Source organism: Flavobacterium limi (assembly GCF_010645075.1).
GTDB lineage: Bacteria > Bacteroidota > Bacteroidia > Flavobacteriales > Flavobacteriaceae > Flavobacterium > Flavobacterium limi.
In genome coordinates this window covers 105582-129505 of the sequence record NZ_JAADZV010000005.1, presented here as the reverse complement: position 1 = coordinate 129505, position 23924 = coordinate 105582, and the positions used below count along the sequence as shown (strand labels likewise).

The 23924-nt window shown below is 35.8% G+C and carries 24 protein-coding genes; 16 read left to right on the top strand and 8 right to left on the bottom strand.

Features of this window, described 5'->3' with window-relative positions:
- Nucleotide 1: 1 nt before the first annotated feature.
- Nucleotides 2–736, top strand: a complete 735-nt coding sequence (locus tag GXM16_RS11980) for a metallophosphoesterase family protein (RefSeq protein WP_163394679.1) — start codon at nucleotides 2–4, stop codon at nucleotides 734–736.
- Between the two features lie 105 nt (nucleotides 737–841).
- Here GXM16_RS11980 and GXM16_RS11975 read toward each other — a convergent pair whose 3' ends face one another.
- The 6 genes from GXM16_RS11975 to GXM16_RS23005 all read right to left on the bottom strand — a co-directional run bounded on the left by GXM16_RS11975 (nucleotide 842) and on the right by GXM16_RS23005 (nucleotide 6258).
- A complete protein-coding gene (locus GXM16_RS11975; protein ID WP_163394678.1) occupies nucleotides 842–1177 on the bottom strand; it encodes a helix-turn-helix domain-containing protein in 336 nt (111 codons plus the stop codon).
- Between the two features lie 107 nt (nucleotides 1178–1284).
- The gene (locus GXM16_RS11970; protein ID WP_163394677.1) at nucleotides 1285–2034 is read right to left on the bottom strand and encodes a hypothetical protein; all 750 of its coding nucleotides are present in this window, start codon (nucleotides 2032–2034) and stop codon (nucleotides 1285–1287) included.
- Between the two features lie 5 nt (nucleotides 2035–2039).
- Complete coding sequence (locus GXM16_RS11965) at nucleotides 2040–3290, bottom strand: site-specific integrase (protein ID WP_163394676.1); 1251 nt, start codon at nucleotides 3288–3290, stop codon at nucleotides 2040–2042.
- Nucleotides 3287–3841, bottom strand: coding sequence for a helix-turn-helix domain-containing protein (locus GXM16_RS11960; protein WP_163394675.1), 555 nt, complete (start codon nucleotides 3839–3841; stop codon nucleotides 3287–3289). The genes GXM16_RS11965 and GXM16_RS11960 overlap by 4 nt, the downstream gene beginning before the upstream one ends.
- A gap of 204 nt (nucleotides 3842–4045) precedes the next feature.
- On the bottom strand, nucleotides 4046–5929 hold the full coding sequence (gene dnaK, locus GXM16_RS11955) for a molecular chaperone DnaK (protein WP_163394674.1): 1884 nt from the start codon (nucleotides 5927–5929) through the stop codon (nucleotides 4046–4048).
- 194 nt (nucleotides 5930–6123) lie between these two features.
- Nucleotides 6124–6258, bottom strand: coding sequence for a hypothetical protein (locus GXM16_RS23005; RefSeq protein ID WP_262892353.1), 135 nt, complete (start codon nucleotides 6256–6258; stop codon nucleotides 6124–6126).
- 52 nt (nucleotides 6259–6310) lie between these two features.
- Between GXM16_RS23005 and GXM16_RS11950 the strand changes: the two genes are divergently transcribed.
- From GXM16_RS11950 to GXM16_RS11935, 4 genes are all read left to right on the top strand, one after another.
- Nucleotides 6311–7804, top strand: coding sequence for a TlpA family protein disulfide reductase (locus tag GXM16_RS11950; RefSeq protein ID WP_163394673.1), 1494 nt, complete (start codon nucleotides 6311–6313; stop codon nucleotides 7802–7804).
- Between the two features lie 55 nt (nucleotides 7805–7859).
- Nucleotides 7860–8327, top strand: a complete 468-nt coding sequence (locus GXM16_RS11945; protein WP_163394672.1) for a hypothetical protein — start codon at nucleotides 7860–7862, stop codon at nucleotides 8325–8327.
- Nucleotides 8328–8390: 63 nt separating this feature from the next.
- A complete protein-coding gene (locus GXM16_RS11940; protein ID WP_163394671.1) occupies nucleotides 8391–9008 on the top strand; it encodes a hypothetical protein in 618 nt (205 codons plus the stop codon).
- Between the two features lie 117 nt (nucleotides 9009–9125).
- On the top strand, nucleotides 9126–9563 hold the full coding sequence (locus GXM16_RS11935; protein WP_163394670.1) for an acyl-CoA thioesterase: 438 nt from the start codon (nucleotides 9126–9128) through the stop codon (nucleotides 9561–9563).
- Nucleotides 9564–9636: 73 nt separating this feature from the next.
- Here GXM16_RS11935 and GXM16_RS11930 read toward each other — a convergent pair whose 3' ends face one another.
- A complete protein-coding gene (locus GXM16_RS11930) occupies nucleotides 9637–12648 on the bottom strand; it encodes a LamG-like jellyroll fold domain-containing protein (RefSeq protein ID WP_229684344.1) in 3012 nt (1003 codons plus the stop codon).
- A 229-nt stretch (nucleotides 12649–12877) separates the two neighbouring features.
- Between GXM16_RS11930 and GXM16_RS11925 the strand changes: the two genes are divergently transcribed.
- From GXM16_RS11925 to GXM16_RS11910, 4 genes are read left to right on the top strand one after another with little or no spacing between them, the layout of a single operon-like run.
- Nucleotides 12878–13870: an alpha/beta fold hydrolase gene (locus GXM16_RS11925; protein WP_163394669.1), complete on the top strand. Its 993-nt coding sequence runs from the start codon at nucleotides 12878–12880 to the stop codon at nucleotides 13868–13870.
- A gap of 22 nt (nucleotides 13871–13892) precedes the next feature.
- Nucleotides 13893–14282 carry a DUF1398 domain-containing protein gene (locus GXM16_RS11920; RefSeq protein WP_163394668.1) on the top strand — a complete coding sequence of 130 codons (390 nt, stop codon included), beginning with the start codon at nucleotides 13893–13895 and terminating at the stop codon, nucleotides 14280–14282.
- A 20-nt stretch (nucleotides 14283–14302) separates the two neighbouring features.
- A complete protein-coding gene (locus GXM16_RS11915) occupies nucleotides 14303–15154 on the top strand; it encodes a sulfurtransferase (RefSeq protein WP_163394667.1) in 852 nt (283 codons plus the stop codon).
- A 21-nt stretch (nucleotides 15155–15175) separates the two neighbouring features.
- Nucleotides 15176–16408, top strand: coding sequence for an ATP-binding cassette domain-containing protein (locus tag GXM16_RS11910; protein ID WP_163394666.1), 1233 nt, complete (start codon nucleotides 15176–15178; stop codon nucleotides 16406–16408).
- 165 nt (nucleotides 16409–16573) lie between these two features.
- Here the strand turns inward: GXM16_RS11910 and GXM16_RS11905 are convergent, their stop codons facing one another.
- Nucleotides 16574–17215 (bottom strand): protein-L-isoaspartate(D-aspartate) O-methyltransferase, encoded by a 642-nt coding sequence (locus tag GXM16_RS11905; RefSeq protein WP_163394665.1) that lies wholly within the window; start codon nucleotides 17213–17215, stop codon nucleotides 16574–16576.
- A 183-nt stretch (nucleotides 17216–17398) separates the two neighbouring features.
- On the opposite strand from GXM16_RS11905, the gene GXM16_RS11900 reads away from it, so the two are divergent.
- The 7 genes from GXM16_RS11900 (at nucleotide 17399) to miaA (ending at nucleotide 23896) form a co-directional block, all read left to right on the top strand.
- A complete protein-coding gene (locus GXM16_RS11900; protein ID WP_163394664.1) occupies nucleotides 17399–18364 on the top strand; it encodes a Gfo/Idh/MocA family protein in 966 nt (321 codons plus the stop codon).
- 88 nt (nucleotides 18365–18452) lie between these two features.
- On the top strand, nucleotides 18453–19346 hold the full coding sequence (locus GXM16_RS11895) for a 3-hydroxyacyl-CoA dehydrogenase family protein (RefSeq protein ID WP_163394663.1): 894 nt from the start codon (nucleotides 18453–18455) through the stop codon (nucleotides 19344–19346).
- An 11-nt stretch (nucleotides 19347–19357) separates the two neighbouring features.
- Nucleotides 19358–20047 (top strand): YggS family pyridoxal phosphate-dependent enzyme, encoded by a 690-nt coding sequence (locus GXM16_RS11890; protein ID WP_163394662.1) that lies wholly within the window; start codon nucleotides 19358–19360, stop codon nucleotides 20045–20047.
- A gap of 129 nt (nucleotides 20048–20176) precedes the next feature.
- The gene (locus GXM16_RS11885; protein WP_262892356.1) at nucleotides 20177–20470 is read left to right on the top strand and encodes a four helix bundle protein; all 294 of its coding nucleotides are present in this window, start codon (nucleotides 20177–20179) and stop codon (nucleotides 20468–20470) included.
- A 124-nt stretch (nucleotides 20471–20594) separates the two neighbouring features.
- Entirely contained in the window at nucleotides 20595–21956 is a 1362-nt protein-coding gene (locus GXM16_RS11880) for an exonuclease domain-containing protein (RefSeq protein ID WP_163394661.1), read from the top strand.
- A gap of 30 nt (nucleotides 21957–21986) precedes the next feature.
- Entirely contained in the window at nucleotides 21987–22823 is an 837-nt protein-coding gene (locus tag GXM16_RS11875) for an ion transporter (RefSeq protein ID WP_163394660.1), read from the top strand.
- A gap of 152 nt (nucleotides 22824–22975) precedes the next feature.
- A complete protein-coding gene (miaA, locus tag GXM16_RS11870; RefSeq protein ID WP_163394659.1) occupies nucleotides 22976–23896 on the top strand; it encodes a tRNA (adenosine(37)-N6)-dimethylallyltransferase MiaA in 921 nt (306 codons plus the stop codon).
- The last annotated feature ends 28 nt before the right edge of the window (nucleotides 23897–23924 follow it).

The window sequence follows — 23924 nt, the reverse complement described above, 5'->3', positions numbered from 1 at the left end:
AATGAGAATTGCAATACTGTCGGATATACATGCTAATTTCCCAGCACTGGAACAAACCTTAAAAAGTATTGAACAGCAGAATATTGATGCTGTTTACTGCTTGGGAGATTTGGTAGGCTACAATGTATGTCCTAACGCCGTGATAAACGAAATTCGTAAAAGACATATTCCTACCCTGGCAGGAAATCATGATGTTAAAGCTGTACAAATACATAATGAAGGTTCTAACGACTCTGAGAGTTATGCCTATCAAATTGTGGGTAAAGAGCAGATTAAATACCTTTCTTCTCTTCCTGCCCATATTAAATTGGAATTCCAAACAGCTGATAAATTAATCAGGATCTTAATGGTACACGGTAGTCCATATAGCAATAAGGAATATTTGCTTGAAGATAAAATAGAAAAAGATTTCACGGATATTTTTCTTGATTGCAATGCGGATATTCTTATCTGCGGACACTCCCACAAGCCATATCACAGAGTTTTAGAAAATCCGACTAAAAAAGGAAATTATTTCCATGCCATTAATGCCGGATCAGTAGGGAAACCTAAAGACGGAAATCCAAAATGCTGCTATGCTGTGATAACGATTAGCCAAAGCAGCAAGTTTTGTAAAAAAGAAGGTATAGGGGTAGAATTCGTAAGAGTGGACTATGATATTGAAAAAGCTGCACAAGCTATAGAAGAGAGTATCCTTCCTAATGATTTAGCGCAAATGCTAAGGAAAGCATATTAATTAAGTAAAGTAAATATTCAATTGAAAATTTTATAAAAATCAGTTTAAGTGATTCCAGAAGGATTCGAACCTAGGCCCCTTGTATTCTTGCAGGAAATTATCCATCTACTTATTATGATTATATTTCAATGCTTCTGATTCGATTTCCTGAATTGTTTTCTTTTTCCCTTTAGAGATCCATTCTAAAAGTTCTTCTTCAAAAAAGTACAGCTTTTTACCATATTTATAGCACGGAATTTTTCTTTGCCTTACAAGAGCGTAAATTGTAGGCTTTGCTTTCCCTATTAACCGGCTGGCTTCTTCAATTCCAATAGGAATACTTTTTTCTTTAGACTCAAATACCTGCACATTCTGAATCATAAGTTTAATCTCGGCAATTTCTTTCACTAAGTGTGCTACTGCTTTGGGCAGGTTTTCAAAAGAGATTTCATTTATATCCATAGCCATCGTTTTTAATAGTTATGGTGCAAATGAAAAAAGTGTTTCTGCTGTGTCCTTCTTCACAACAAAAACACTTGAAAAACACAGTGCTTTATGAGTATTGGCAATTAAAAATCTGTAAAATCTTCTATTATCTTTATAAGCCCTTTCTGTTCATCATCTTTCAAATGCGTTTTAATACTCTTGACTTCAACATCTTTTAAAGCGTCAGCAAAAGTCAGTTTTAAAAACTGTGCGGCTCTGTCCTGTCTGCTGACTTTAAAACAATTCCAGATATTCCAGCCGAAATGATACAGATCGAGATTGGACAGATCCTTTACTTTTACCGGTCTAATCTTCTCGAAATTTATTTCTTCAGCATATATGATTATATTCTTGCCTAATTGTTTCAGATCATCATCCGACGCATAAAGCGCGAACTCCTGCTGTGAATAACGGATGGCAGCATCAATTCTGGCCTGTTTTTGATTTTTGACTGCATTTTGCCGCTCCTCCCTTATCTGTTCAATATCTCTGGCTGCATTTTTATTCGCAGATAATTCGGTTTTAATTAAAACATCCTGCCGCACCTCTTCTATTTTTTCAAGGTCTTCACCTGGAATGCCGCTTTCAGGAGATTCATTTTTTTTTGCCCTCAAAAAACGATTCAGTAATCTCTCAGCCAAATCGTTTAGAAATAAACTTAGAATTGCAAACATTAAAACACCAAATCCAGTGCTGATCCAAAAGAAAACGCCGGCCGTATATTCATCCGCACCTTTTTCCAGCAGCACCAGTCTCCCGATTATGCCCACAAAGACACAGACTAGAAAAACAGACAGGTAAACTGTGATATATTCAAAGTATTTAATTTTCATTGCGCTTATTTCTTTAAAGATTCCAATTGTATTGCCTGCGAAGCACTGTTTTTCTTCTCATCTATTACTTTGGCATAGATTTCAGTAGTTTTTACATTGGTATGCCCTAGCATTTTACTGACCGTATAAATGTCTGTGCCGCTTGATAGCTGTAGTGTTGCAAATGTATGGCGGAAGCAGTGGAAGGTAATATTTTTTTTAATGCCTGCAGATTCAATCCATTTTTTCAGAGGGCGTGAAATCCACGACGGGTCGGGCAGATCCTCAAAGACAAGCTGTCCGGGAAGCCTCGGTTCTCCGCAGAGATCTAAAGCCTGCTCAGAAATAGGCATGTATTCGACACCCTTTGTCTTTTTCTGCGTAAAATGCAGTTTGGCTCTGCCGTCTTCCAGACTTATCTCTTTCCAGCGGAGCTTCTGAATGTCGGAATGCCTCAAACCTGTAAGCACTGAGAAAAGCGCCGCTCTTTTAAGGACGTCTTTTTCGCAGGGCGTTTGGGCCAATGCATTCAATTCTTCAATAGTGAGATATTCACGTCTTGACTCCTGCTCAGGGATGCCTTTTATTTTTGAAGATAAATCAACGGTTAAATATCCATCAATAAAAGCCTGTTTCAAAGCGGCTTTAAATATCGAAAAATACGTTCCCGCAGTGTTGCGGGAAAGGATTCCTTTTTTACCTCCTCCGCGCGGAGCTGATAATAAAAAAAGTTTAAAATCTTCCGCCATTCTGCTGTCAATTTGGGAAAACATTAGGCTGCCAGATGAATAGCTTTTTAAAAATTCTTTGGTGCGCTCCCAAGTGATCTGAATGGATTTTGAACCTCGGGCGTGCCTTTTAGCCGCCACCGCAGCAATGTATTTAATAAAATCCTCTTTTGCTTTTTCTTTATGTTCAACCAATAGGTTCTCAGCATCACTGTACAGATCTGTTTTATCGTATTCTTTCTGCCGGATATTACGCACTGCGTCCGCATATAGCATTATCTCACGGTCGCTTTCGCTGCTGCAGATTATTATTCCGTTATCGCTGCGTCTGGGTTTATAGGATTTTATACCCTCTGCATCTGTGCGGGCAGTTCTTTTCTTGTCCCACTCCACTGTTGTTACGGATCTGTTTAAATATTCACGGATTCTCTGGGGCGCTTTCTTTCCGGAAACCTCTACAGGATAGCTTTCTATGTAAACATACCATTCCTTTCGGTCTTCTGCCTTTCGAAGACGCACAGTCACCTTGGTTTTTGCTAATTGCTTCATATAAAATCATTTCCGTTATACAAATTATCAATTTCCGTTTTGGGGGCATATACATGCTTTCCGATCTGTCTGGTTGGGATTGAATATTTCCTAATATGGCTGTAGACAGAACCTTCTGATATCTGAAATCTCTGAGCTATTTCACCGATGGAATAGCAGTCTTCTTTTTCAAGGCTGTATAATTTTTTCTTCGGTATACTCTCAGCCTGCGGCAGGCTGCGCTCAGGGCCGAACATCCCTTCCATGACGCTGCGGTCTATCCTTACAAGGCGGGTTCCAAGATTAACTGACGGAACTTTTCCCTGGCCGACAAGCCTATAGAGGGTTCTTTTGGCAATGCCAAAAAGCATGCCAGCCTCAGAGACGGAAAGAAAGGCCCTGTCCTGCGGTATTTTCTCTATCACCGCTTTGATTTCTGCTTCATTTTTAAGCTGCTTCATCTTCTGCTTGTATGCTTTTTTACTGCATTTTTGTGAGCAGTAGACAGAAGTTACGGTCTTGGGCAGAAACACTTCCCCACAGACAAGACATTGTTTATTTATTCTTTTCATCGCCTTTATCCCCAATTTAAGTGCCATAAGTATACATAAGTGCCACATTATCGCCTTTTAAGTGCCGGTACAAATATGGTACAAATATATGACAAAAAATGATTAAAAAACAGCAGAAACAAAAAAGAATAAAAAAGAAAAACCGCTGTAAACATTTCGTTTACAGCGGTTTAATACTTATTATTAACTGATGTTAATCAGTAATTATTTGACTTCTTCGAATTCAACGTCTTCAACATTGTCTCCAGAAGACTGCTCTTGTTGTGGAGCAGCTTGCTGTCCTTCACCACCTTGAGCGTACATTGCTTCTGTAGCTGTTTTCCAGGCTGCATTTACATTGTCTAATCCTTTTTGGATAGCATCAAGGTCTTGAGATTGGTGAGCCATTCTCAATTCTGTTAAAGCATATTCGATCGCTGTTTTTTGATCGTCTGTTAATTTATCTCCTAACTCTTTCAATTGAGATTCAGTTTGGAAGATAGTACTATCAGCTTCGTTCAATTTCTCAGCTCTTTCTTTTGCAATTCTGTCAGCATCAGCGTTAGCTTCAGCGTCTTTTTTCATTTTTTCGATTTCTTCAGCTGTTAATCCAGAAGAAGCTTCGATACGGATATCGTGAGATTTTCCAGTTCCTTTGTCAGTTGCAGAAACTTTGATGATACCGTTAGCATCAATATCGAAAGTTACTTCGATTTGAGGAACTCCTCTTGGTGCAGGTGGAATACCATCTAAGTGGAAACGACCGATAGTTTTGTTATCAGCAGCCATTGCTCTTTCTCCTTGTAATACGTGGATTTCAACAGATGGTTGAGAATCAGCAGCAGTAGAGAATACCTGAGATTTTTTAGTTGGGATAGTTGTGTTAGACTCGATTAATTTAGTCAATACACCACCCATAGTTTCGATACCTAAAGAAAGAGGTGTTACGTCAAGTAACAATACATCTTTTACATCTCCGGATAAAACTCCACCTTGAATAGCAGCTCCAATAGCAACAACCTCATCAGGGTTAACACCTTTAGATGCTTTTTTACCGAAGAATTTCTCCACTTCGTCAGCGATTCTTGGCATACGGGTAGAACCTCCAACAAGGATTACTTCGTCGATATCAGATGTAGATAAACCTGCATCTTTTAATGCTTTAGCAACTGGTTCCATAGAACGTTTTACTAAAGTATCAGATAATTGCTCAAATTTAGCTCTTGATAATTTTTTCACTAAGTGTTTTGGTCCTGAAGCAGTAGCCGTTACGTAAGGTAAGTTGATTTCAGTTTCAGCAGAAGAAGATAATTCAATCTTAGCTTTCTCAGCAGCTTCTTTCAAACGCTGTAATGACATTGGATCTAAACGTAAGTCAATACCTTCTTCAGATTTGAATTCGTCAGCTAACCAGTCAATAATAACCTGGTCAAAATCATCACCACCTAAGTGAGTATCACCATTTGTAGACAATACTTCGAATACACCGTCTCCTAATTCAAGAACAGAGATATCAAAAGTACCTCCACCTAAATCGTAAACAGCAATTTTTTGATCATTTCCTTTTTTATCTAATCCGTAAGCAAGTGCAGCAGCAGTTGGCTCGTTGATGATACGCATAACTTTAAGACCAGCGATTTCACCAGCTTCTTTTGTAGCCTGACGCTGAGCATCGTTAAAGTAAGCAGGAACTGTAATAACTGCCTCAGTTACTGTTTGACCTAAATAGTCTTCAGCAGTTTTTTTCATTTTTTGAAGTGTCATTGCAGACAACTCCTGAGCAGTGTATAAACGACCGTCAATATCCACACGTGGCGTATTGTTGTCACCTTTTACAACACTGTAAGGAACTCTTTTTGCTTCTTCAGCTGTTTCAGCAAAAGTATGTCCCATAAAACGTTTAATAGAAGCAATCGTTTTTGTAGGATTCGTTACTGCTTGTCTTTTTGCAGGATCCCCTACTTTAATTTCTCCACCTTCAACAAAAGCGATGATAGAAGGAGTAGTTCTTTTTCCTTCTGCGTTAGGGATAACAACTGCTTCGTTACCTTCCATTACAGAAACACAAGAGTTCGTCGTACCTAAGTCAATTCCGATTATTTTACCCATTTTTTATATATTTAATTTTTGATTTAATTTTAAACTCATGTGGCATAAGTCAATCTTTGTGCCAAGATAAAAAACCAATATAAATTGTCAGTTTGGTATTGGTATGCTAAAAAAAGTCTGCCAACATGACATTTTTCACACCTGACAGCAATGGCATAATAACTATAAATGTCATTATCAGGAGCTAATTCCTGCTATCCGCTGTATCTTTTATGGCGAACCCCGCCATAAAAGGATGCCGCTTCTATCAGGGCTAAAACACTCATTTTCAAAAACAAAACTTTCAAATTAAAAACAATATTTTTTTCATCATGCTTTCTGTTAACCATATAAATACTATATATTTGAAATAATCAAACATCATTTACTAAACCAAAAATCATGAGACTATCTCAATTCATTTTGATAATACTCCTTCCCTTTTTTGCAGTCTGCCAGGGAAAAAAAAGCGAAATAATCATTTCCGGAACAATCACCGGGAAAATTCCGGAAACAATCGAATATACTTTACCCATAAACGGGATTGATTATTTTGGATTTACAAATTCAGCACAAACAGATGCTGCCGGAAACTTTCAAATAAAAATTTCTTCAGACAAAACCTGCTTTATAGATTTATTGACCAACTTTCATTCCTATGGAGTCATAATTGCAGAACCTGGAATGACGTATAAAGTAGCTATCAATACAGAAGCAAAAGAAGGTAAATTCAAAGTTGAATCTAAAAACCGGGAAGGTCAGGCCTTATACAATCAAATTCCAAACAGAAATATGATTGTGGGCGGACACTTTGAAATAGAAACTAAAACCTTAATGAAAGACAGCGTTGTTTCTCAAATAAAACAAAAATTAGAACAGAAAAAAGAAACGGAAATTGCTGAATTTCAAAAATTATTAAAAGACAAAAACATTTCTAAAAACTTTTATAATCTGGTTCAGTCAGACCGTAATTATTTTTACAAAGGTGCACAGGGAAGCCTTGCCTTTATAAACTTTTTACTATCGGCACAAAATAAAAACACACTTTCACCGGAACAATATAAAGAACTGTGGAAAGAAATTTTCCAGTCCAATCCCGTTAATAGCCCTGACTTATTAACTTCTCCATGGTTTTATTATTACACAGAAAATTATCTGCGCTATCAGGAATTAATTATCGAAGGAACTACTTCGACAGCAATCTCAGAGTATCATAAACAAGGACTGATTCATACTCATAATATCAACAATGCCAAAAAACACTTAGCTGGTCTGCAATTAGAATATTATTATGCAGCTTACCTGTATTATGAATCCATCAATAAAAACTACGAAAAAGAATTGATTACGCTCTTTGAACAATTTAAAAAAGAATATCCTAACAGTTCTTACACTCATTTTCTGGAACCTGTAATTATACCGATTATTGCTTTCCATAAAAAGAAAGAAGAGCCTTTAAACGAAAAAATTAAATTCATAGACAAAACTGACTCTGCTAATTTGGTTAAAGATGTTATGAAAGACCTGAATGGAAAACAATATTACGTTGATATATGGGCAACCTGGTGTGGCCCGTGCAAAGAAGAATTTAAACACAATACCAAATTATATGAACTCCTAAAATCAAAAGGCATTACGATGGTTTATATTTCTATCGACAAAGAAAACAGGGACAAACAATGGAAAGAAATGGCCCAGTTTTACAATTTAGAAGGATATCATATCAGAGCCAATGAAAAATTAGATGCAGATTTAAGAACATTATACGGGAATCAATCCATGGGAATTCCGTGGCATTTTCTGACTGATGAAAATGGAGCTATTATTAAAAAAAGACTTAGTGGTCCTTCTGAAATTGAGAATTTAGAAAAACAACTTAATGAAGCTAATCCGTAATAAAAATAGCACTGTACATATGTGTTAAAATAGTATATTCGTCAAAAACAAAATCATGAATCAATCACTAGAAAATCAATTTGACGAGTTCGATAAACCATTAATTATCAGAAGAAAACTTTTACCATGGTGGATTAAAACTTTCTGCTGGATTTTTATGATTCTAGGAGTTTGTGGAGCCGGTACTATCATTGGAAGCGCTTTTACTGAAAATGTTAATTTATCAATCTACGGTTTTACAAGCAACACAGCCTATTCGGCCACAGGAGTCTTTATCATTACAATTATGATATACAAAGCGTTTACGGCTTATTCTCTTTGGTTTGAAAAAAATAATGCCATAACAATAGCCAAAATAGATGCTATTTTAGGGATTGTAATTTGCATAACTGCGATGTTTGCCATTCCATTTATCTCTGAAAATTCTAATTTTGATATTAGGCTGGAACTTGCATTATTAATTCCATATTATTTAAAACTGAATAAAATAGAATACGAATGGGACAATCAGGAAAGTTTATAAACTGAGTATAAAAATCTTTAATACTGTTAGAAAAAGAAAAAAGATTCTATTTTAGACGAAAGCATGACAACTAAGAAAATCCATTATATTTCAGGATTAACAATTACAATTTTTATAATCCTCCATTTGTTCAACCATATCTGCAGTATTTTCGGTGCCGAAACACATATTTCAATAATGAACACCTTGCGAATTTTTTATCGTAATTTCTTCATTGAAACTATTTTATTAGCAGCTGTTTTTGTGCAAATTATTTCCGGATTGAAACTTTTGAAAACGAGCAGAAAAACAGCAATTTCAGCTTTCGATAAACTGCACATCTGGACAGGAATTTACCTCGCGATTTTTTTAATTATTCATGTAAGCGCGGTTTTAAGTGGTCGGTTTTATTTACATCTGGATACTAATTTTTATTTTGGAGTAGCCGGGTTAAATACATTTCCGCTCAGTTTGTTTTTTATACCTTATTACGGACTTGCGATCGTTTCCTTCTTTGTTCATATTGCAGGCATTCACAACAAAAAAATGAAACATACGGTTTTGAATCTGACTCCGGCTCAGCAATCAAAAATCATTATAGTTTTCGGATTTTGTTTGACATTATTAATCTTTTTTGGATTAACAAATCATTTTCAGGGTGTAAAAACCCCAGCAGAATATAATGTACTGATTGGAAAGTAATAAAACCAGAAACTGATTTATGAATACACAATTAAACTTACTTTCCAAAAATCTGCACGAGCCTTTATTTTTATTCGTAATTTCGATTTTTAAAATTATTTAAAACTATAAACAAAAATGGCTTCATTTATAAAAGAAATATCTTTCCGCTGGTCAGATCTTGATCCCAATTTTCATGTCCGTCACAGTGCTTATTACGATTTTGGTGCGCAGCATCGTATCGAAATCCTCAATGAACTTGGTTTGACTTTAAGAGTAATGCAGGAACAGAGTTTTGGACCGGTTTTATTTAGGGAAGAATGTGTTTTTAGAAAAGAATTAAAACTTTCTGATAAGATTTTCATTCATACAAAAACATCCAAAATGAAAGCAGATGCTTCGCGTTGGTCTATCATTCACGAATTCCGCAGAGAAGACGATACACTTTGTGCTACCATTACTGTTGATGGCGCATGGATGGATACCAAACTTCGAAAACTGGCTTCTCCAACACCTGAAATTGCTGTCGAGGCATTGAGCATTTTTCCAAAAAGTGATGATTTTGTCGGGTTATAAATAACTGGATTTTTTAAAAATTAAAAAACCGTTACAATACTGTAACGGTTTTTTTTATGATGAATATTTGTTTTTACTCTGTTACAATTTTATAATTGCTGTTTAAATTTTCTCCGGAAACATTTAAGATATAAAGCCCTGATACTTTTTTATTTGCAATGTTTAAATTAAAGACGCCATTACCATCAGATGAAACTTTTTCTTTAAGAATAATTTTCCCGGTAACATCGCTTAAAGTTGCTGTAACATAAGATCCGTTATAATTTGGAATACTGATAAAAATCTGTTCTTTAGCCGGATTAGGATAAACAGTACCGCTAACTTTATTTTGGGTAAACTTATCATTACTTAATAATGCCTGATTGTACAACTGTGTTATTTCTGATGCTGTTAAGGCGTAATTAAACATTTTAAGTTCATCAAACAATCCTTTATAAGGTGCCGGAGTAGTGTTAGCAAACAGTTCAAGTGCTCCAATGTTGCCGATTACTAAATCAGTTGGCTCGCCAATCCCCACCGATGTTCCTGTTCCGTCAGCTCCCTCCTTAGTAAGAACACCATTGGTATATATCCTCAATTTTGAAGTGGAAAGGTCTCTCATGATAACCACATTGACCCAGCTTCCATTAAAATAGTTAGGTGCTGAATTTGTTCCTGTATTAATTTCTGTTTTGTTCTTATCATCATCTATAGCAAATCGCAATTGATTGCTTTTAACTTCTAAATTAAATCTTCTTCCTGTTGCCCCTGTCGTTGTATTTTTTGTCATCGAGCCTTTACACAAAATATAAGAACTCAATGTTGAACCGGCAGGAATTAAACTGGCATCTGCTTTCATCCAGAATGAAACCGTAAATGAATTTTTATCAAACAATATCTGATCATCATTTGGAATACTTACCATCAGCTTGTTAGGTAATAAAGTTGCAAAATCTATCGCTTTATCAGTTTTTCCTGCTACTCTGACTGAAGCATTATCATAAGCTGCATCCAATTGTCCATTATTTGCATAACCTGAAACATCCTCAATCTGCTGACCGTCTCCGGCAGATTCCTTAAACGGCCAATGGCCCACAAGTTCTGGTGTCAGGGCACGGAAATTCCATACATCGCCGGCTATTGTTCCTTTAGCATTAGAAGCATCAATTCTCCAATAATAAGTTATTGCCGGACTTAATCCTGTAAGCTGATAAGATGGAGCGGCAACATAAGCAAGATCTGCCTGCTTAGTTAAGTTTAAAGGATCTGTACCAAAATACACAGCATAAGTTGTTGTGTTTGTGCTGCCACTCCATTTCAACGTTAAGTTGCCACCTGAAAGCTGAATATTAGCAAGTCCTGTTCCCGGATTTGGTGCAGATGCTTTAACAGGAGCTGACGGAATTGGCGGTGTAGTTACTGATGCTGTTTCATATACCGATGATTCTGTGCTGTTTTTTGCTTTAATACGATAATAATATTGCGTATTTGGAAGCAAACCTGAATCGTTATAACTTGTAACATTTGCTCCAAGAGTAGCAATTACATTATAATCAGTACCATTCTCTGAGCGCTCTACAATATAATTAACTTCATTGGTAGCTCCATCAATCCAGTTAATGGTCAATGAACTTGATGGCGGAACCTCAGTAGAAGCTACATTGGTAAAATTCACATTAGATGGTGGAATAACAAAATCTGAAGGTGTTGTATTTGTCAACCCGTTAATATACACTTCAATATTCAGATAAGGTGCATTTGTTGTGCTTACTGCCAATGCATCAGCCGTATTTTTATCTAATCCGTTAGCATCTTCCCATGTATCAGGCATACCGTCATTATCAGTATCCAAAGGAGCCGGAGCACCGTAAACATGCCCTGCTCCTCCGTTGATAAAACCAAATTTACTTGTTAAATCACTTTGAACATATACATAAGTTGCTGTTGTTCCTTTGGACATCAAATCTGAAATCATTAAATTTTCTACCTGATCGCGTCTTGGGTATGAAGCTCCCACACTTGATATAATTTTGTTATAAGCATCCTCAGCAGACAATGCTGTGTTTTTCATTGGATAATCATAAGGCGTTGACAGAATAGTTGCTGCGTCACCTGTAGGATATCCTGTTAAATCTGCAGGAACCAGGTTACCGTCCAAAATACCGTTTTTATTATTATCAAAATAGTTCCCTGAACCGTACAAATTGAAATTAGCATTTCCTCTGTTAAAAGGCGTAGTTGTTGAACTACCCGTATTTGGACCTCCTATAAAATAATTATTGATGATATTTACATCAGAACTTCCGGCAGAATCACCTCCCATAATGTAAGCTTCTCCTGATTCGGTGTGACCGTACGTATTTCCGTAATTACCCCAATTGTAAACAACATTGTTTACGAACTCATTGATCCCTTTAATTTTATTGTTACGGGTTTTATTACAGATGTATAAATTACCTATCAAACTTACTTTCCCACCGGCCGGAGGCTGAATTAAACCTCCTGCAGAGTGATTATGGCGGTGTAGCGCCTGACCAATAATACAATTCTGAATTGTAATATTATCAGGACTAACCCCTTTACCATCAGAGTTAATCGAAAACACTTCATCTGTACCCCAGGTAAAAGTCATATGATCAAAAATCATATTAGCACCGTTAGCCAGTCCTGATGCATCCTGATTTTGAGCAGTCCCGCCATAACGAATTCGAAGATATCTGGCAATGGTATTATTAGAACCTGTAAATGTAACTCTTGGCCCTAAAAACACAATTCCTTCGCCCGGTGCTGTCTGTCCGGCAATGGTAGTATTAGCTGCTACAACAATTTGTGATTGTAAATTAACGATTCCGCCTACTTTGAATATAACAAACCTTCCTTCCTGACTTACTGCATCACGAAATGAACCCGGTCCGCTATCATTTAAATTGGTTACTAAATAAATTTGCGGATTAGCAACACCCCTTGCTCCTGTTGTAAATCGTCCAAAACCTGTAGCTTCAGGAAATGCCAGCGTCTGAGCTTTTAAATCAGTGACGGTGGTAATTAATCCGCAGACCATAAAAACTTTAAGCACACGCTTAAACGTTAAAGTAATTTTTTTCATAATTGGTTAAAATTGGTTAAATAGTTATACCTAATTTAGTTAGAAGCTACTGAGAGTCTGTCCTGTTCCATCCTGTATACTGCTTAACTGCTCACTACTTATCACATTTTCGTTTAAAAAGAAAAACCTTTCTTACAATTAATTTTCTGATAACTTTAAGATTTTATGTTTTGCTTTTAAAATGGTAAGCTTTAATTTTATGAGTATAGCAAACCAACACCATTCTGAAATGAAAAAAATAAAACTAATTATACTTCTGCTCCCTTTTCTTTGCTTCTCGCAGCAGGAAAAAATAAAAGCCCTCGATATTAATTTAACCAACTACGAATATCCTTTTCCGGTTAAGTTTTTCGAAATAAACATTCAGCGCCAGCTTTTAAAAATGGCGTATATGGATATCAAACCGGATAATTATAATAATAAAAATATCGTCTTGTTTCATGGTAAAAACTTTAATGGAGCCTATTGGGAAACTACAGTTAAAGCTCTCTTAAAAGAAGGTTTCAGGGTCATTGTACCGGATCAGATTGGTTTTGGAAAATCATCAAAACCGGATAACTTTCAATATACATTTCAGCAGTTTGCTGAGAATACCAAAAAACTGTTAACGGATTTGGGAATTGAAAAAACAGCTGTTTTAGGACATTCTATGGGCGGAATGTTAGCGACAAGATTTACCCTGATGTATCCTGAAACTGCTGAGAAATTAATACTTGAAAACCCAATTGGATTGGAAGACTGGAAATTAGTCGTGCCATACAAACCTGTGGATTGGTGGTACGAAAGCGAACTAAAACAAAACTACGAAGCCATCAAAAAATACCAAATAACGAATTATTATGACGGGAAATGGAATGCAGATTTCCAAAAATGGGCTGAACTTGGTGCGGGATGGACTACTGATCCCTATTATAAAATTGTTGCATGGAATTCGGCTTTGATGTACGATATGATATTTACCCAGCCGGTTTTGTATGAATTTAAAAATATTAAAAGCCCGACACTTCTAATCATAGGAACCCGTGATAAAACGGCTTTAGGAAAACAATTAGTTTCTGAAGAAGTAAAAAAAACATTGGGAAATTATGCCGGATTGGGCAAAAAAACGCAAAAAGCAATTCCGAATTCTAAACTTGTAGAAATTCCAAATACCGGACATTTGCCGCATATTGAATCTTTTGATCAATTTATAAAACCATTAATCGTATTTTTGAAGCAATAAAATTAACCTTAAACCCTATTTTATGTTTACAATCGAACAAATAAAAGAAGCGCATGCCAAAGTAAAAAGCGGTGCCGATTTTCCAAATTATATACAGGATTTAATTATTTTGGGTGTAAAAGGTTACGATACCTTTGTAAATGATGGTCATGTTGAATATTATGGTGTAAATAATTATTCTGTTATTTCAGAAGAGAAATATCCTGAAATAAAAGTTGAAGACGTTGCAAACAAAGAGCGTTTTATAGAATTTTTAGTAGCACATCAGGATGGACAGACGGATTACATTACTTTTTGCAATCATTCGGGACAATGCGGGATTGCGAAATGGCGTGTTGATATTATGGAAATGACCTGTACGTATTTTGACAAATCAGGCAACGAAATTTTGATCGAAAAAATTCCGGGTTAATCATTTCACAACAAATTGACATGTCGCAAAACTGGTCTCCAATAATTAATCCCGAAGAATTACTTGAATTACAAAATTCAGGTAATATTATTTTGGTTGATGCGAGAGCCGGGCTCAATATGGAGGAAAATTATAAAAAAGTACATTTACAAGGTGCCCGTTATGTAGATTTAAACCGTGATTTAGCTACCGCGGACTGCAATCCTGCAAACGGAGGAAGACACCCTTTGCCTTCTTTAGAAAAATTTTCAGAAGTTCTGTCTAAACTTGGCATTACATCACAAAATCATGTTATTGTTTATGATGATAAAAACGGCTCGAATGCTGCTTCCAGATTTTGGTGGATGCTAAAAGCTGTTGGCCACGAAAAAGTACAGGTTTTAAATGGAGGCTATCAGGCAGCAATTCATGAAGGTTTCCCTTTAAGTTCCGGAACAGAAAATTTTGATAAAACTGAAAAATATCCGGTTTCAGACTGGCAGCTTCTTTTAGCGAACATTAAAGAGGTAGATAAAGCCCGCAAAAACCCTGAAAATATCGTCATTGATGTAAGAGACAAAAATCGTTTTGACGGTCTTACAGAGCCGCTTGATTTAATTGCAGGACATATTCCCGGGACTATTAATGTTCCGTTTAGTGAAAATTTAGACGAAAACGGGTTTTATCTTTCTGCTGAAAAACTCGCGCAAAAATATGCTGATATTTTAGGAACCATAAAACCGGAGAATGTAATCGTTCATTGCGGTTCCGGTGTTACTGCCTGCCACACTCTATTAGCAATGGATTATGCTGGTATTGAAATTCCACAACTTTATATAGGTTCCTGGAGCGAATGGTCCCGAAATAATTTACCAATGAACACTAGACAATAATATCCTTTCAAGAAATACATAATGCATCAAAAACAACATTGGGACATTCTTTTAACCAATCAGGTCAATAAAAAAAAGTTCATAGACAACCTGCTTTCCGGCGAAGCAAAAGAAGAATTAGCCGTTTTTAACAACCAAAAAGGAATTTTATTCTCTGATATTTCAATTGAAAAATTTATTGAAAGAGAATATCAATACGAATCTGTTGAAGCTTCTCCGGAATCCCACAGGCAATTGCGGACTTTTTCTTCAGGCGAACGCAAAAAAGAGTTCTTAAAATACTGTATCAGCCAAAATCCGGATTTTATCATTTTCGATAATCCTTTCGATCATTTAGATCAGGCTTCGCGTCTGGCTTTGGCTCTTTCTTTAGAAAAACTTACAGATACAATATCTATTATCCAGCTTGTAAACCGAACAGTTGATTTAATGGATTTTGTTTTGAATAAAGTTCTAATTAAGGATAATACTTTTACATTATACCCTATTTCAAAAGAGGTAAGTCATTTTAAAACCTTGAATACGGCTGCAATTCCAAAGGCTCATGAACCGGTTATTTTTAACGAAAGTGAATTAATAAGAATGAATGATGTTTCGGTAAGTTATGAAGACCGAAAAATTCTGAATAACATTTCATGGACAATCAAACAAGGCGAATTCTGGCAGTTAATTGGTCCAAACGGTTCTGGAAAAAGCACTATTTTGTCCTTAATTACAGGCGATAACCCAAAAGGATACGGTCAGGATCTATTTTTATTCGGAAGAAAAAAAGGAAGCGGCGAAAGTGTCTGGGAAATTAAAAAACAAATCGGAATTTACACTACCGCTATGATGGACCTGTTTCAGAAAAGCCATACGCTTGAAGAAATGATTTTATCCGGTTTTTTCGATTCTATCGGATTATATATTGAACCCACAACTTTACAAAAACAGATTGTTTCGCAATGGCTGGAAGTAATTGAAATGACTTCATTACGCAAAAAACGTTTTATCGACCTTTCAATCGGTCAGCAAAGGGTCGCGCTGATTGTTCGTGCGGTTTTAAAACATCCGCCTTTATTGATTTTGGATGAACCTGTTGAAGGTCTGGACGATGAGAATGTCGATTTGGTAATTCAGCTGATCAATACAATCAAGCAGGAAACGAATGTTTCGATTTTGTATGTTTCACACAGAATCGAACAAGGTCTTGCACCTACATCAATTTTTGAACTTATTCCTTCAGAAACGGGGTCGATTGGTAAAATTAAATAACATTTTTTTCTTACTATTGAAAAGAAATGTCATCCTGAGCGGAGTCGAAGGCTTGTTCAGGTAAAAGGGCTTCAACTCCTCTCAGCCTGACAACTGTTCTGATTAGAATCCAGCTCTTAAAATCATTAATGCCCCATAAATATTAAATTATTTATGGGGCATTTTTTAGTTTTTATCTTCGAGTAAAGGAACAAACCGAAACTCTCCAAACTCATGTTTTTCAAATTGAGTTTCGTTTTTTCGGATTAATAAAGTCATAATCTGAACATCTTCCCCTAGCGGAATAACAAGCCTTCCTCCTATTTTTAACTGTGCCATTAAGGGCTGTGGAATAAAAGGAGCACCAGCCGTAACAATAATGCTGTCGAACGGAGCATAATTCGGAAGTCCTTTATACCCATCACCAAACGAAAGATGTTTAGGCCTGATGTTTAATTTTGGAAATAAATTAGAAGTCGTTTTAAACAACTCTTTCTGCCTTTCAACACTGTACACTTTTGCACCAAGCATAAACAAAACTGCGGTTTGATAGCCCGAACCCGTTCCAATTTCAAGAATTTTATGATCTTTTTTAACTTCCAATAACTGTGATTGAAAAGCAACTGTATAAGGCTGCGAAATAGTCTGTCCTGCTCCTATAGGAAAAGCCTTGTCCTGATAAGCGTAATCTTCAAAACTCGAATTTAAAAAAAGGTGTCTCGGGATTTTTTTTATCGCATCTAAAACTGCTTTATCAGTAATACCTTTTTGTTCTAAAGTGCTTACTAACTGATTACGAAGTCCTTGATGTTTGGCAGTATCTTTCAAAATGGGTAGGTTTTATTTTCGCAAAAATAAGAAACAAAACAGTAAATCAAATATTGATTTTTAATTATTAAATTAATAAAGTTGAAGGTCAAAAGTCAAAAGTCGAAAGCCATTACTCATAATTAGCTAAATTCATTTTCACTTTCGACAAATAAATTCTATTTTTGTTTAAAATACATTCAAATGTTAAAAGTAGGAGTTTTAGGTGCCGGGCACTTAGGTAAAATACATTTACGCTTATTACAACAATCTGACAAATACGAATTAGTTGGATTTTACGACGAAAATCAGGAAAATGCCGAAAGGATTTCAAAAGAGTTCGGCTATAAAAACTTCAACACAATTGCAAAATTAATCCACGCTGTGGATGTAATCGATATTGTAACCCCAACCCTTTCGCACTACAAATGCGCGAAAGTAGCCATCAAATCAGGAAAACACATCTTCATAGAAAAACCAATTGCCAACACTGTTGAAGAGGCCGAAGAAATAATTGCTTTGGCAAAAGAGTACAATGTAAAAGGTCAGGTCGGTCATGTAGAACGTTTTAATCCTGCTTTTATCGCTACCAAAAACATGATCGAAAATCCAATGTTTATAGAAACACATCGTCTGGCAGAGTTTAATCCTCGCGGTACTGATGTTCCTGTGGTTCTTGATTTAATGATTCATGATATTGATGCGATTTTAAGCGTTGTAAATTCAAAAGTAAAAAATATCAATGCAAGCGGTGTTTCAGTAATCAGCGAAACACCAGATATTGCCAATGCCCGAATCGAATTTGAAAATGGATGCGTAGCAAATTTAACTGCAAGCCGAATTTCGATGAAAAACATGCGTAAAACTCGTTTTTTCCAAAAAGATGCCTACATTTCGGTTGACTTCTTAGAGAAAAAATGTGAAGTCGTCCGTATGAAAGATGCTCCTGAAGTTCCCGGAGATTTTGATATGATACTGCAAAATGCTGAAGGCGTAAAAAAACAAATCTATTTTACCAATCCGGAGGTAGAACAGAACAACGCTATTTTAGACGAATTAAATTCATTTGCTGATGCCATCAATAATAATACAACTCCGGTTGTAACATTAGAACAGGCAACTGACGCTTTACGTGTAGCATACCAAATAATTGACTGTTTTAAAAAATAAGACAAAATATTAATCGTATTTTTAAGGTTTAAAGCTTACTGAAAAGTAACTTTAAACCTTAACTTTTAAAATATAAATACTAAATTAAATGAAAACTATAGCTGTAATTGGTGCAGGAACAATGGGAAACGGAATTGCCCATACTTTTGCGCAAAGCGGTTTTATTGTAAAACTGATTGATGTTTCTGAAAAATCATTGGACAAAGGAATGGCAACAATTGCCTCAAACCTTGACAGAATGCTGGCTAAAGGAACAATTACGCAGGAAGAAGTTGCAAGAACAATCACCAATATCATTACCTATACTGATATTAAAGACGGGGTTGTAGGAGTAGATTTAGTAGTAGAAGCTGCAACTGAAAACGTTGAACTAAAGCTGAATATCTTCAAACAATTAAACGAATCCTGCTCACACAATACAATCTTAGCAACGAATACATCTTCTATTTCAATTACACAAATTGGAGCTGTAGTCGCACATCCCGAACGCGTTATCGGAATGCATTTTATGAATCCGGTTCCGATTATGAAATTGGTCGAAATCATTCGCGGATACAATACCAGCGATGAAGTCACCAAAATAATAATGAACCTATCTGAAAAACTAGGCAAAACACCAGTTGAAGTAAACGATTATCCTGGTTTTGTGGCCAACAGAATTTTGATGCCTATGCTAAACGAAGCAATTGAAACGTTATATAACAAAGTTGCGGGAGTTTACGAAATCGATACGGTAATGAAATTAGGAATGGGACACCCAATGGGTCCACTTCAATTAGCTGATTTCATTGGGCTTGATGTTTGTCTTGCGATTCTGAATGTAATGTACGAAGGCTTTAAAAATCCTAAATATGCTCCTTGCCCGTTATTGGTTAATATGGTTAGAGCTGGAAAACTAGGTGTAAAATCCGGAGAAGGTTTTTATGATTATAGCGAAAGTAAAAAGGCTGATAAAATTTCTAAACAATTTCTTTCAGCATAAAAAAGTTAACAATGTCAATAGCATCAAATCTAAATACAATCAAAGAAAGTTTGCCTGAACACGTAACATTAGTTGCTGTTTCAAAAACAAAACCGGTTTCAGATCTGATGCAGGCTTACGAAGCCGGTCAGCGTATTTTTGGAGAAAATAAAATTCAGGAAATGGCCGATAAATATGAGCAAATGCCAAAGGACATTCAATGGCACATGATTGGTCATGTTCAGTCGAATAAGGTGAAATTTATGGCACCGTTTGTGAATTTGATTCATGGTGTTGACAGTTTGAAATTATTACAGGAAATCAACAAACAGGCTTTAAAGAACAATCGCGTTATTGATTGCCTGCTTCAGATATACATTGCCGAAGAAGAAACAAAATTTGGCCTGGATGAAAAAGAGCTGACTCAGTTATTATCATCTTCCGAATTTAAAGAGATGAAAAACATTCGTATCTTAGGATTGATGGGAATGGCAACTTTTACAGAAAACGAAAAGCAGATTAAAAAAGAGTTTCTGCATTTGAAATCTATTTTTGATTCGCTCCAAAACAAAGATGCACAATGCCGGGATACACAACCATGTATTTCTACAGCAGCACATTTTTCTACGATTTCAATGGGAATGTCCGGCGATTATCAGCTTGCCATTGAATGCGGCAGCACCATGGTTAGAATTGGAAGCAGTATTTTTGGAGGACGATGATTCAATAGCAATATCAAAAATCAATGACAATGGCAATGGCAAAAATCAATGGCAATTTTAAAATTTAAACTATAAATGGAGAAAATATTCAATTTTGATGATCGGCTGATTCGTTTTGCATGAGAATGTATTTTCTTTACAAGACAATTAGAAAGGATTTTTGAAAATGAATATTATAAAAACCAATTAATCCGGTCATCTGGAAGTGCTTCTTTAAATTTTGGTGAAGCCCAGGGAACAATAAGTGATAGAGATTTTATATTTAAGCTTTCTCTTGTAGTAAAGGAATTGAAAGAATCCAGAAATTCATTAAAAATTCTGGATTACATAAAAGAGGGAGACGAAGAAAAAAGAAAATTGCTCCTGACAGAAGTAGAACAATTAATAGCAATATCATCAAAAATGATAATAAACAAAAAGTGATTCAATGGTAATTACAATGACAATCACAATACCTAAATTTCAATTTTAAAACATTGATTTTTGATATTGAGTTTGATTTTTGAAATTGATTTTTTGCCATTGACATTGATTTTTGAATTTGAACATGTACGCAATATTAGACATAGAAACCACCGGAGGACAATTCAACGAAGAAGGAATTACCGAAATCGCCATCTATAAATTTGATGGCCATGAAGTAGTGGACCAATTCATAAGTCTTGTCAATCCTGAAATTCCGATTCAGCCTTTTGTGGCTAAATTAACCGGAATCAATAATGCTATGCTAAGCTCTGCTCCTAAGTTTTATGAAGTTGCCAAACGAATTATCGAAATCACTTCAGATTGTATTATTGTAGCACACAATGCTTCATTTGACTATAGAATCCTGCGTACCGAATTCAGACGTTTGGGCTATAATTTCGAATCTAAAACATTGTGTACCGTTGAATTGGCTCAAAAATTAATTCCGGAACAGCCTTCATACAGCTTAGGAAAATTAGTCCGTTCCCTCGGGATTCCAATAGCCGACAGACATCGCGCAAGCGGAGATGCTATCGCTACAACTAAACTATTCAAAATATTACTCGAAAAAGATCTTGAAAAAACCATCGTCAAAGATTTTGTAAAATTCGAAATCGAAAAAGGAATTTCGCCAAAACTTCAGGACCTTGTCAATCAAATGCCTTCAAAAACCGGTGTTTATTATATTCATAACGAAGGTGGGAATTTAATTTACATTGGCAAAAGCCAAAATATCCGAAAAAGGGTCAATCAGCATTTTACCGGAATTACGACCAAAAGCAAAAGAATACAGGCAGAAGTTTTTACCATCACCTATGAAGAAACAGGAAGCGAATTAATTGCTTTACTAAAAGAAAGTCAGGAAGTAAAAATAAACCGCCCGAGATATAACCGCTCACAAAAAAAGAGTGTTTTTCCATTCGCCATTTATGTGGAAAAAGATTCAAACGGTTATCTGAATGTAAACCTCGGAAAAGCTGATGGACGCAAAAAAGAAATTACGTCATTTGTTTCTTTGCAGGAAGGCAAAAATGCGCTTTTCAAATTCACGGCAAAGTATCATTTATGCCAGAAACTAACCGGTTTATATCAGTCCAAAAAAGAATGTTTTCAATATAAAATTAAGGAATGTGATGGCGCCTGCATTGGCGAAATCACTCCTGAAATTTACAATTTAAGAGTACAGCAGTTTATATCTGAAAACAGTTTCGAAAATAAAAGTATGATTCTGCTCGACAGAGGCCGAAACGTAAACGAAAGAAGCGCTATTTTAATCGAAAACGGAATCTACAAAGGATATGCTTATTATGACTTAAACTATCAGATTACCAATATCGAAATCCTGAAAAAAATCCTGATTCCTATGCAGCACAATCGCGACGTAAAAAACATTATTCAGCAATACATCCGAAAAAGCAAGTCTTTAAAAATTCTTCATTTTTAGTAAAACAAAACTTTCATTATCTTTAAGGATATGAAAAAGAAAAAATCACAATACGAAATCTTCAGGGAGAAAGTCAAAATCGTTCTTTACGGCACCAATACCATGCTAGGGCGAATGTTCGATTTGGTTCTTTTAGGCCTGATTTTACTGAGCGTTTTATTAATAATGCTCGACACCGTTCAGGGCATCAGTTCTAAATATCATTACCAGCTATGGATCTGCGAATGGGTAATCACCATCTTTTTCACCATTGAATATGTCTTAAGAATTATTTCCATCCAAAAACCAGTGAGATACATTTTCAGTTTCTACGGTATTATCGACTTATTAGCCGTTTTACCCATGTATTTATCGATATTTTTTCCGGGAGCCAGCATTTTATCCATTGTAAGGGCATTGCGTTTCCTTCGATTATTCAAAATTCTTCAGCTGCCACAGATTTCTCATCAATCATTTCAGCTAAAAGAAGCTATTGATGCCAGTAAAGAAAAAATCCTGGTTTTTATCTATTTTGTACTTATTAGTACTGTAATCATTGGCTCTGTAATGTATCTCGTCGAAGGCAAAGAGTCCGGATTTACAAGCATCCCAATGGGAATTTACTGGACAATTGTAACGCTCACAACGGTTGGTTACGGAGATATTTCCCCGCAAACTCCTTTAGGACAGTTTATTGCCGCACTGGTCATGATTTTGGGTTACGGCATTATTGCAGTTCCAACCGGAATCGTAACAGCCGAATTTGCTAAGAAAAGCCTTAGAGGTAATACTGTCAGCACAAAAAACTCCTGTCAGATATGCGGTTCACAGCTTCATTTTGACAATGCTAAATTCTGTCACGAATGCGGAAGTGAATTACATCATTAATTTTTAGAAGCTATTCCGGCTGTACATTACAACTCCTCCTTATCTTTGTTGTTTTTTTAAGTCATAAAAGCAGCTTCTAAAGTCGCTTTTTTATGCCACAAAAACTAACAAATATAAGTCCGGGGTTTTCATTTCCATCCGGGCTAAAAAATATGAAATACTTAATTACCATCGTCGGACCAACAGCTATTGGCAAAACAGCCCTCAGTATTGCTTTGGCACAACATTTCAAATGCGAAATAATATCGTGTGACAGCCGTCAGTTTTTTAAAGAAATGACCATTGGCACAGCTGTTCCGAGTCAGAAAGAACTCGCAGCTGCAACACACCATTTCATCCAGAATAAATCCATTTTTGAAAATTACACCGTTGGCGATTACGAAAAAGAAGCTTTGGCAAAAATCGAAGAATTATTTCAAAATAATGACTTTGTAATTCTGATTGGTGGTTCCGGATTGTATGTTGATGCCGTTTTAAAAGGCTTCGATGAGTTTCCTGAAATTGACCCCAAAGTACGTATAGAAGTGAATTCAAATTACGAAAAACTCGGAATCGAATATTTACAGGAGCAATTACAAACTTTAGACCCTGAATACTTTCAGAAAATCACTTTAGAAAATCCGCAGACGTTGCAAAATCCACAGAGAATGATGCGCTTTACAGAAGTTTGCATCGGAACAGGAAAGCCCTATTCATCCTTTTTAAACCAGAAGAAAAACAACCGAAACTTCACACCGATTTTAATTGGTTTAGAAGCCGACAGGGAAGTAATTTACAACCGAATCAACCAGAGAGTCGATATTATGATAAACGAAGGTCTGTTGGAAGAAGCCAAAGCCTTATATCCTAATAAAGCGTTAAATGCGCTTCAAACGGTTGGTTATAGAGAATTATTCAGTTATTTTGATGGAGAATTCACTGTGCCTTTCGCTATAGAGGAAATCAAAAAAAATACCAGACGTTTTTCGAAAAGGCAATTAACATGGTTCAAACGAAACGAAAACACCAAATGGTTTGATTACGCAAAAGATAGAAAAGAAATCATAAACTATATTGACAAAATTGTAAAATAAAATCTTTCTTCTTTACTCTTTATTCTAT

Excerpts from the sequence above, each read along its gene's own strand:
- GXM16_RS11880 (WP_163394661.1), top strand. The coding sequence starts at position 20,595 with ATGTACGCAATATTAGACATAGAAACCACCGGAGGACAATTCAACGAA.
- GXM16_RS11925 (WP_163394669.1), top strand. The coding sequence starts at position 12,878 with ATGAAAAAAATAAAACTAATTATACTTCTGCTCCCTTTTCTTTGCTTC.
- GXM16_RS11960 (WP_163394675.1), bottom strand. The coding sequence starts at position 3,841 with ATGAAAAGAATAAATAAACAATGTCTTGTCTGTGGGGAAGTGTTTCTG.
- GXM16_RS11895 (WP_163394663.1), top strand. The coding sequence starts at position 18,453 with ATGAAAACTATAGCTGTAATTGGTGCAGGAACAATGGGAAACGGAATT.
- GXM16_RS11890 (WP_163394662.1), top strand. The coding sequence starts at position 19,358 with ATGTCAATAGCATCAAATCTAAATACAATCAAAGAAAGTTTGCCTGAA.
- dnaK (WP_163394674.1), bottom strand. The coding sequence starts at position 5,929 with ATGGGTAAAATAATCGGAATTGACTTAGGTACGACGAACTCTTGTGTT.
- GXM16_RS11930 (WP_229684344.1), bottom strand. The coding sequence starts at position 12,648 with ATGAAAAAAATTACTTTAACGTTTAAGCGTGTGCTTAAAGTTTTTATG.
- GXM16_RS11945 (WP_163394672.1), top strand. The coding sequence starts at position 7,860 with ATGAATCAATCACTAGAAAATCAATTTGACGAGTTCGATAAACCATTA.
- GXM16_RS11975 (WP_163394678.1), bottom strand. The coding sequence starts at position 1,177 with ATGGATATAAATGAAATCTCTTTTGAAAACCTGCCCAAAGCAGTAGCA.
- GXM16_RS23005 (WP_262892353.1), bottom strand. The coding sequence starts at position 6,258 with ATGGTTAACAGAAAGCATGATGAAAAAAATATTGTTTTTAATTTGAAA.
- GXM16_RS11940 (WP_163394671.1), top strand. The coding sequence starts at position 8,391 with ATGACAACTAAGAAAATCCATTATATTTCAGGATTAACAATTACAATT.
- GXM16_RS11875 (WP_163394660.1), top strand. The coding sequence starts at position 21,987 with ATGAAAAAGAAAAAATCACAATACGAAATCTTCAGGGAGAAAGTCAAA.
- GXM16_RS11980 (WP_163394679.1), top strand. The coding sequence starts at position 2 with ATGAGAATTGCAATACTGTCGGATATACATGCTAATTTCCCAGCACTG.
- GXM16_RS11935 (WP_163394670.1), top strand. The coding sequence starts at position 9,126 with ATGGCTTCATTTATAAAAGAAATATCTTTCCGCTGGTCAGATCTTGAT.
- GXM16_RS11915 (WP_163394667.1), top strand. The coding sequence starts at position 14,303 with ATGTCGCAAAACTGGTCTCCAATAATTAATCCCGAAGAATTACTTGAA.
- GXM16_RS11920 (WP_163394668.1), top strand. The coding sequence starts at position 13,893 with ATGTTTACAATCGAACAAATAAAAGAAGCGCATGCCAAAGTAAAAAGC.
- GXM16_RS11950 (WP_163394673.1), top strand. The coding sequence starts at position 6,311 with ATGAGACTATCTCAATTCATTTTGATAATACTCCTTCCCTTTTTTGCA.
- GXM16_RS11900 (WP_163394664.1), top strand. The coding sequence starts at position 17,399 with ATGTTAAAAGTAGGAGTTTTAGGTGCCGGGCACTTAGGTAAAATACAT.
- GXM16_RS11910 (WP_163394666.1), top strand. The coding sequence starts at position 15,176 with ATGCATCAAAAACAACATTGGGACATTCTTTTAACCAATCAGGTCAAT.
- GXM16_RS11970 (WP_163394677.1), bottom strand. The coding sequence starts at position 2,034 with ATGAAAATTAAATACTTTGAATATATCACAGTTTACCTGTCTGTTTTT.
- miaA (WP_163394659.1), top strand. The coding sequence starts at position 22,976 with ATGAAATACTTAATTACCATCGTCGGACCAACAGCTATTGGCAAAACA.
- GXM16_RS11965 (WP_163394676.1), bottom strand. The coding sequence starts at position 3,290 with ATGAAGCAATTAGCAAAAACCAAGGTGACTGTGCGTCTTCGAAAGGCA.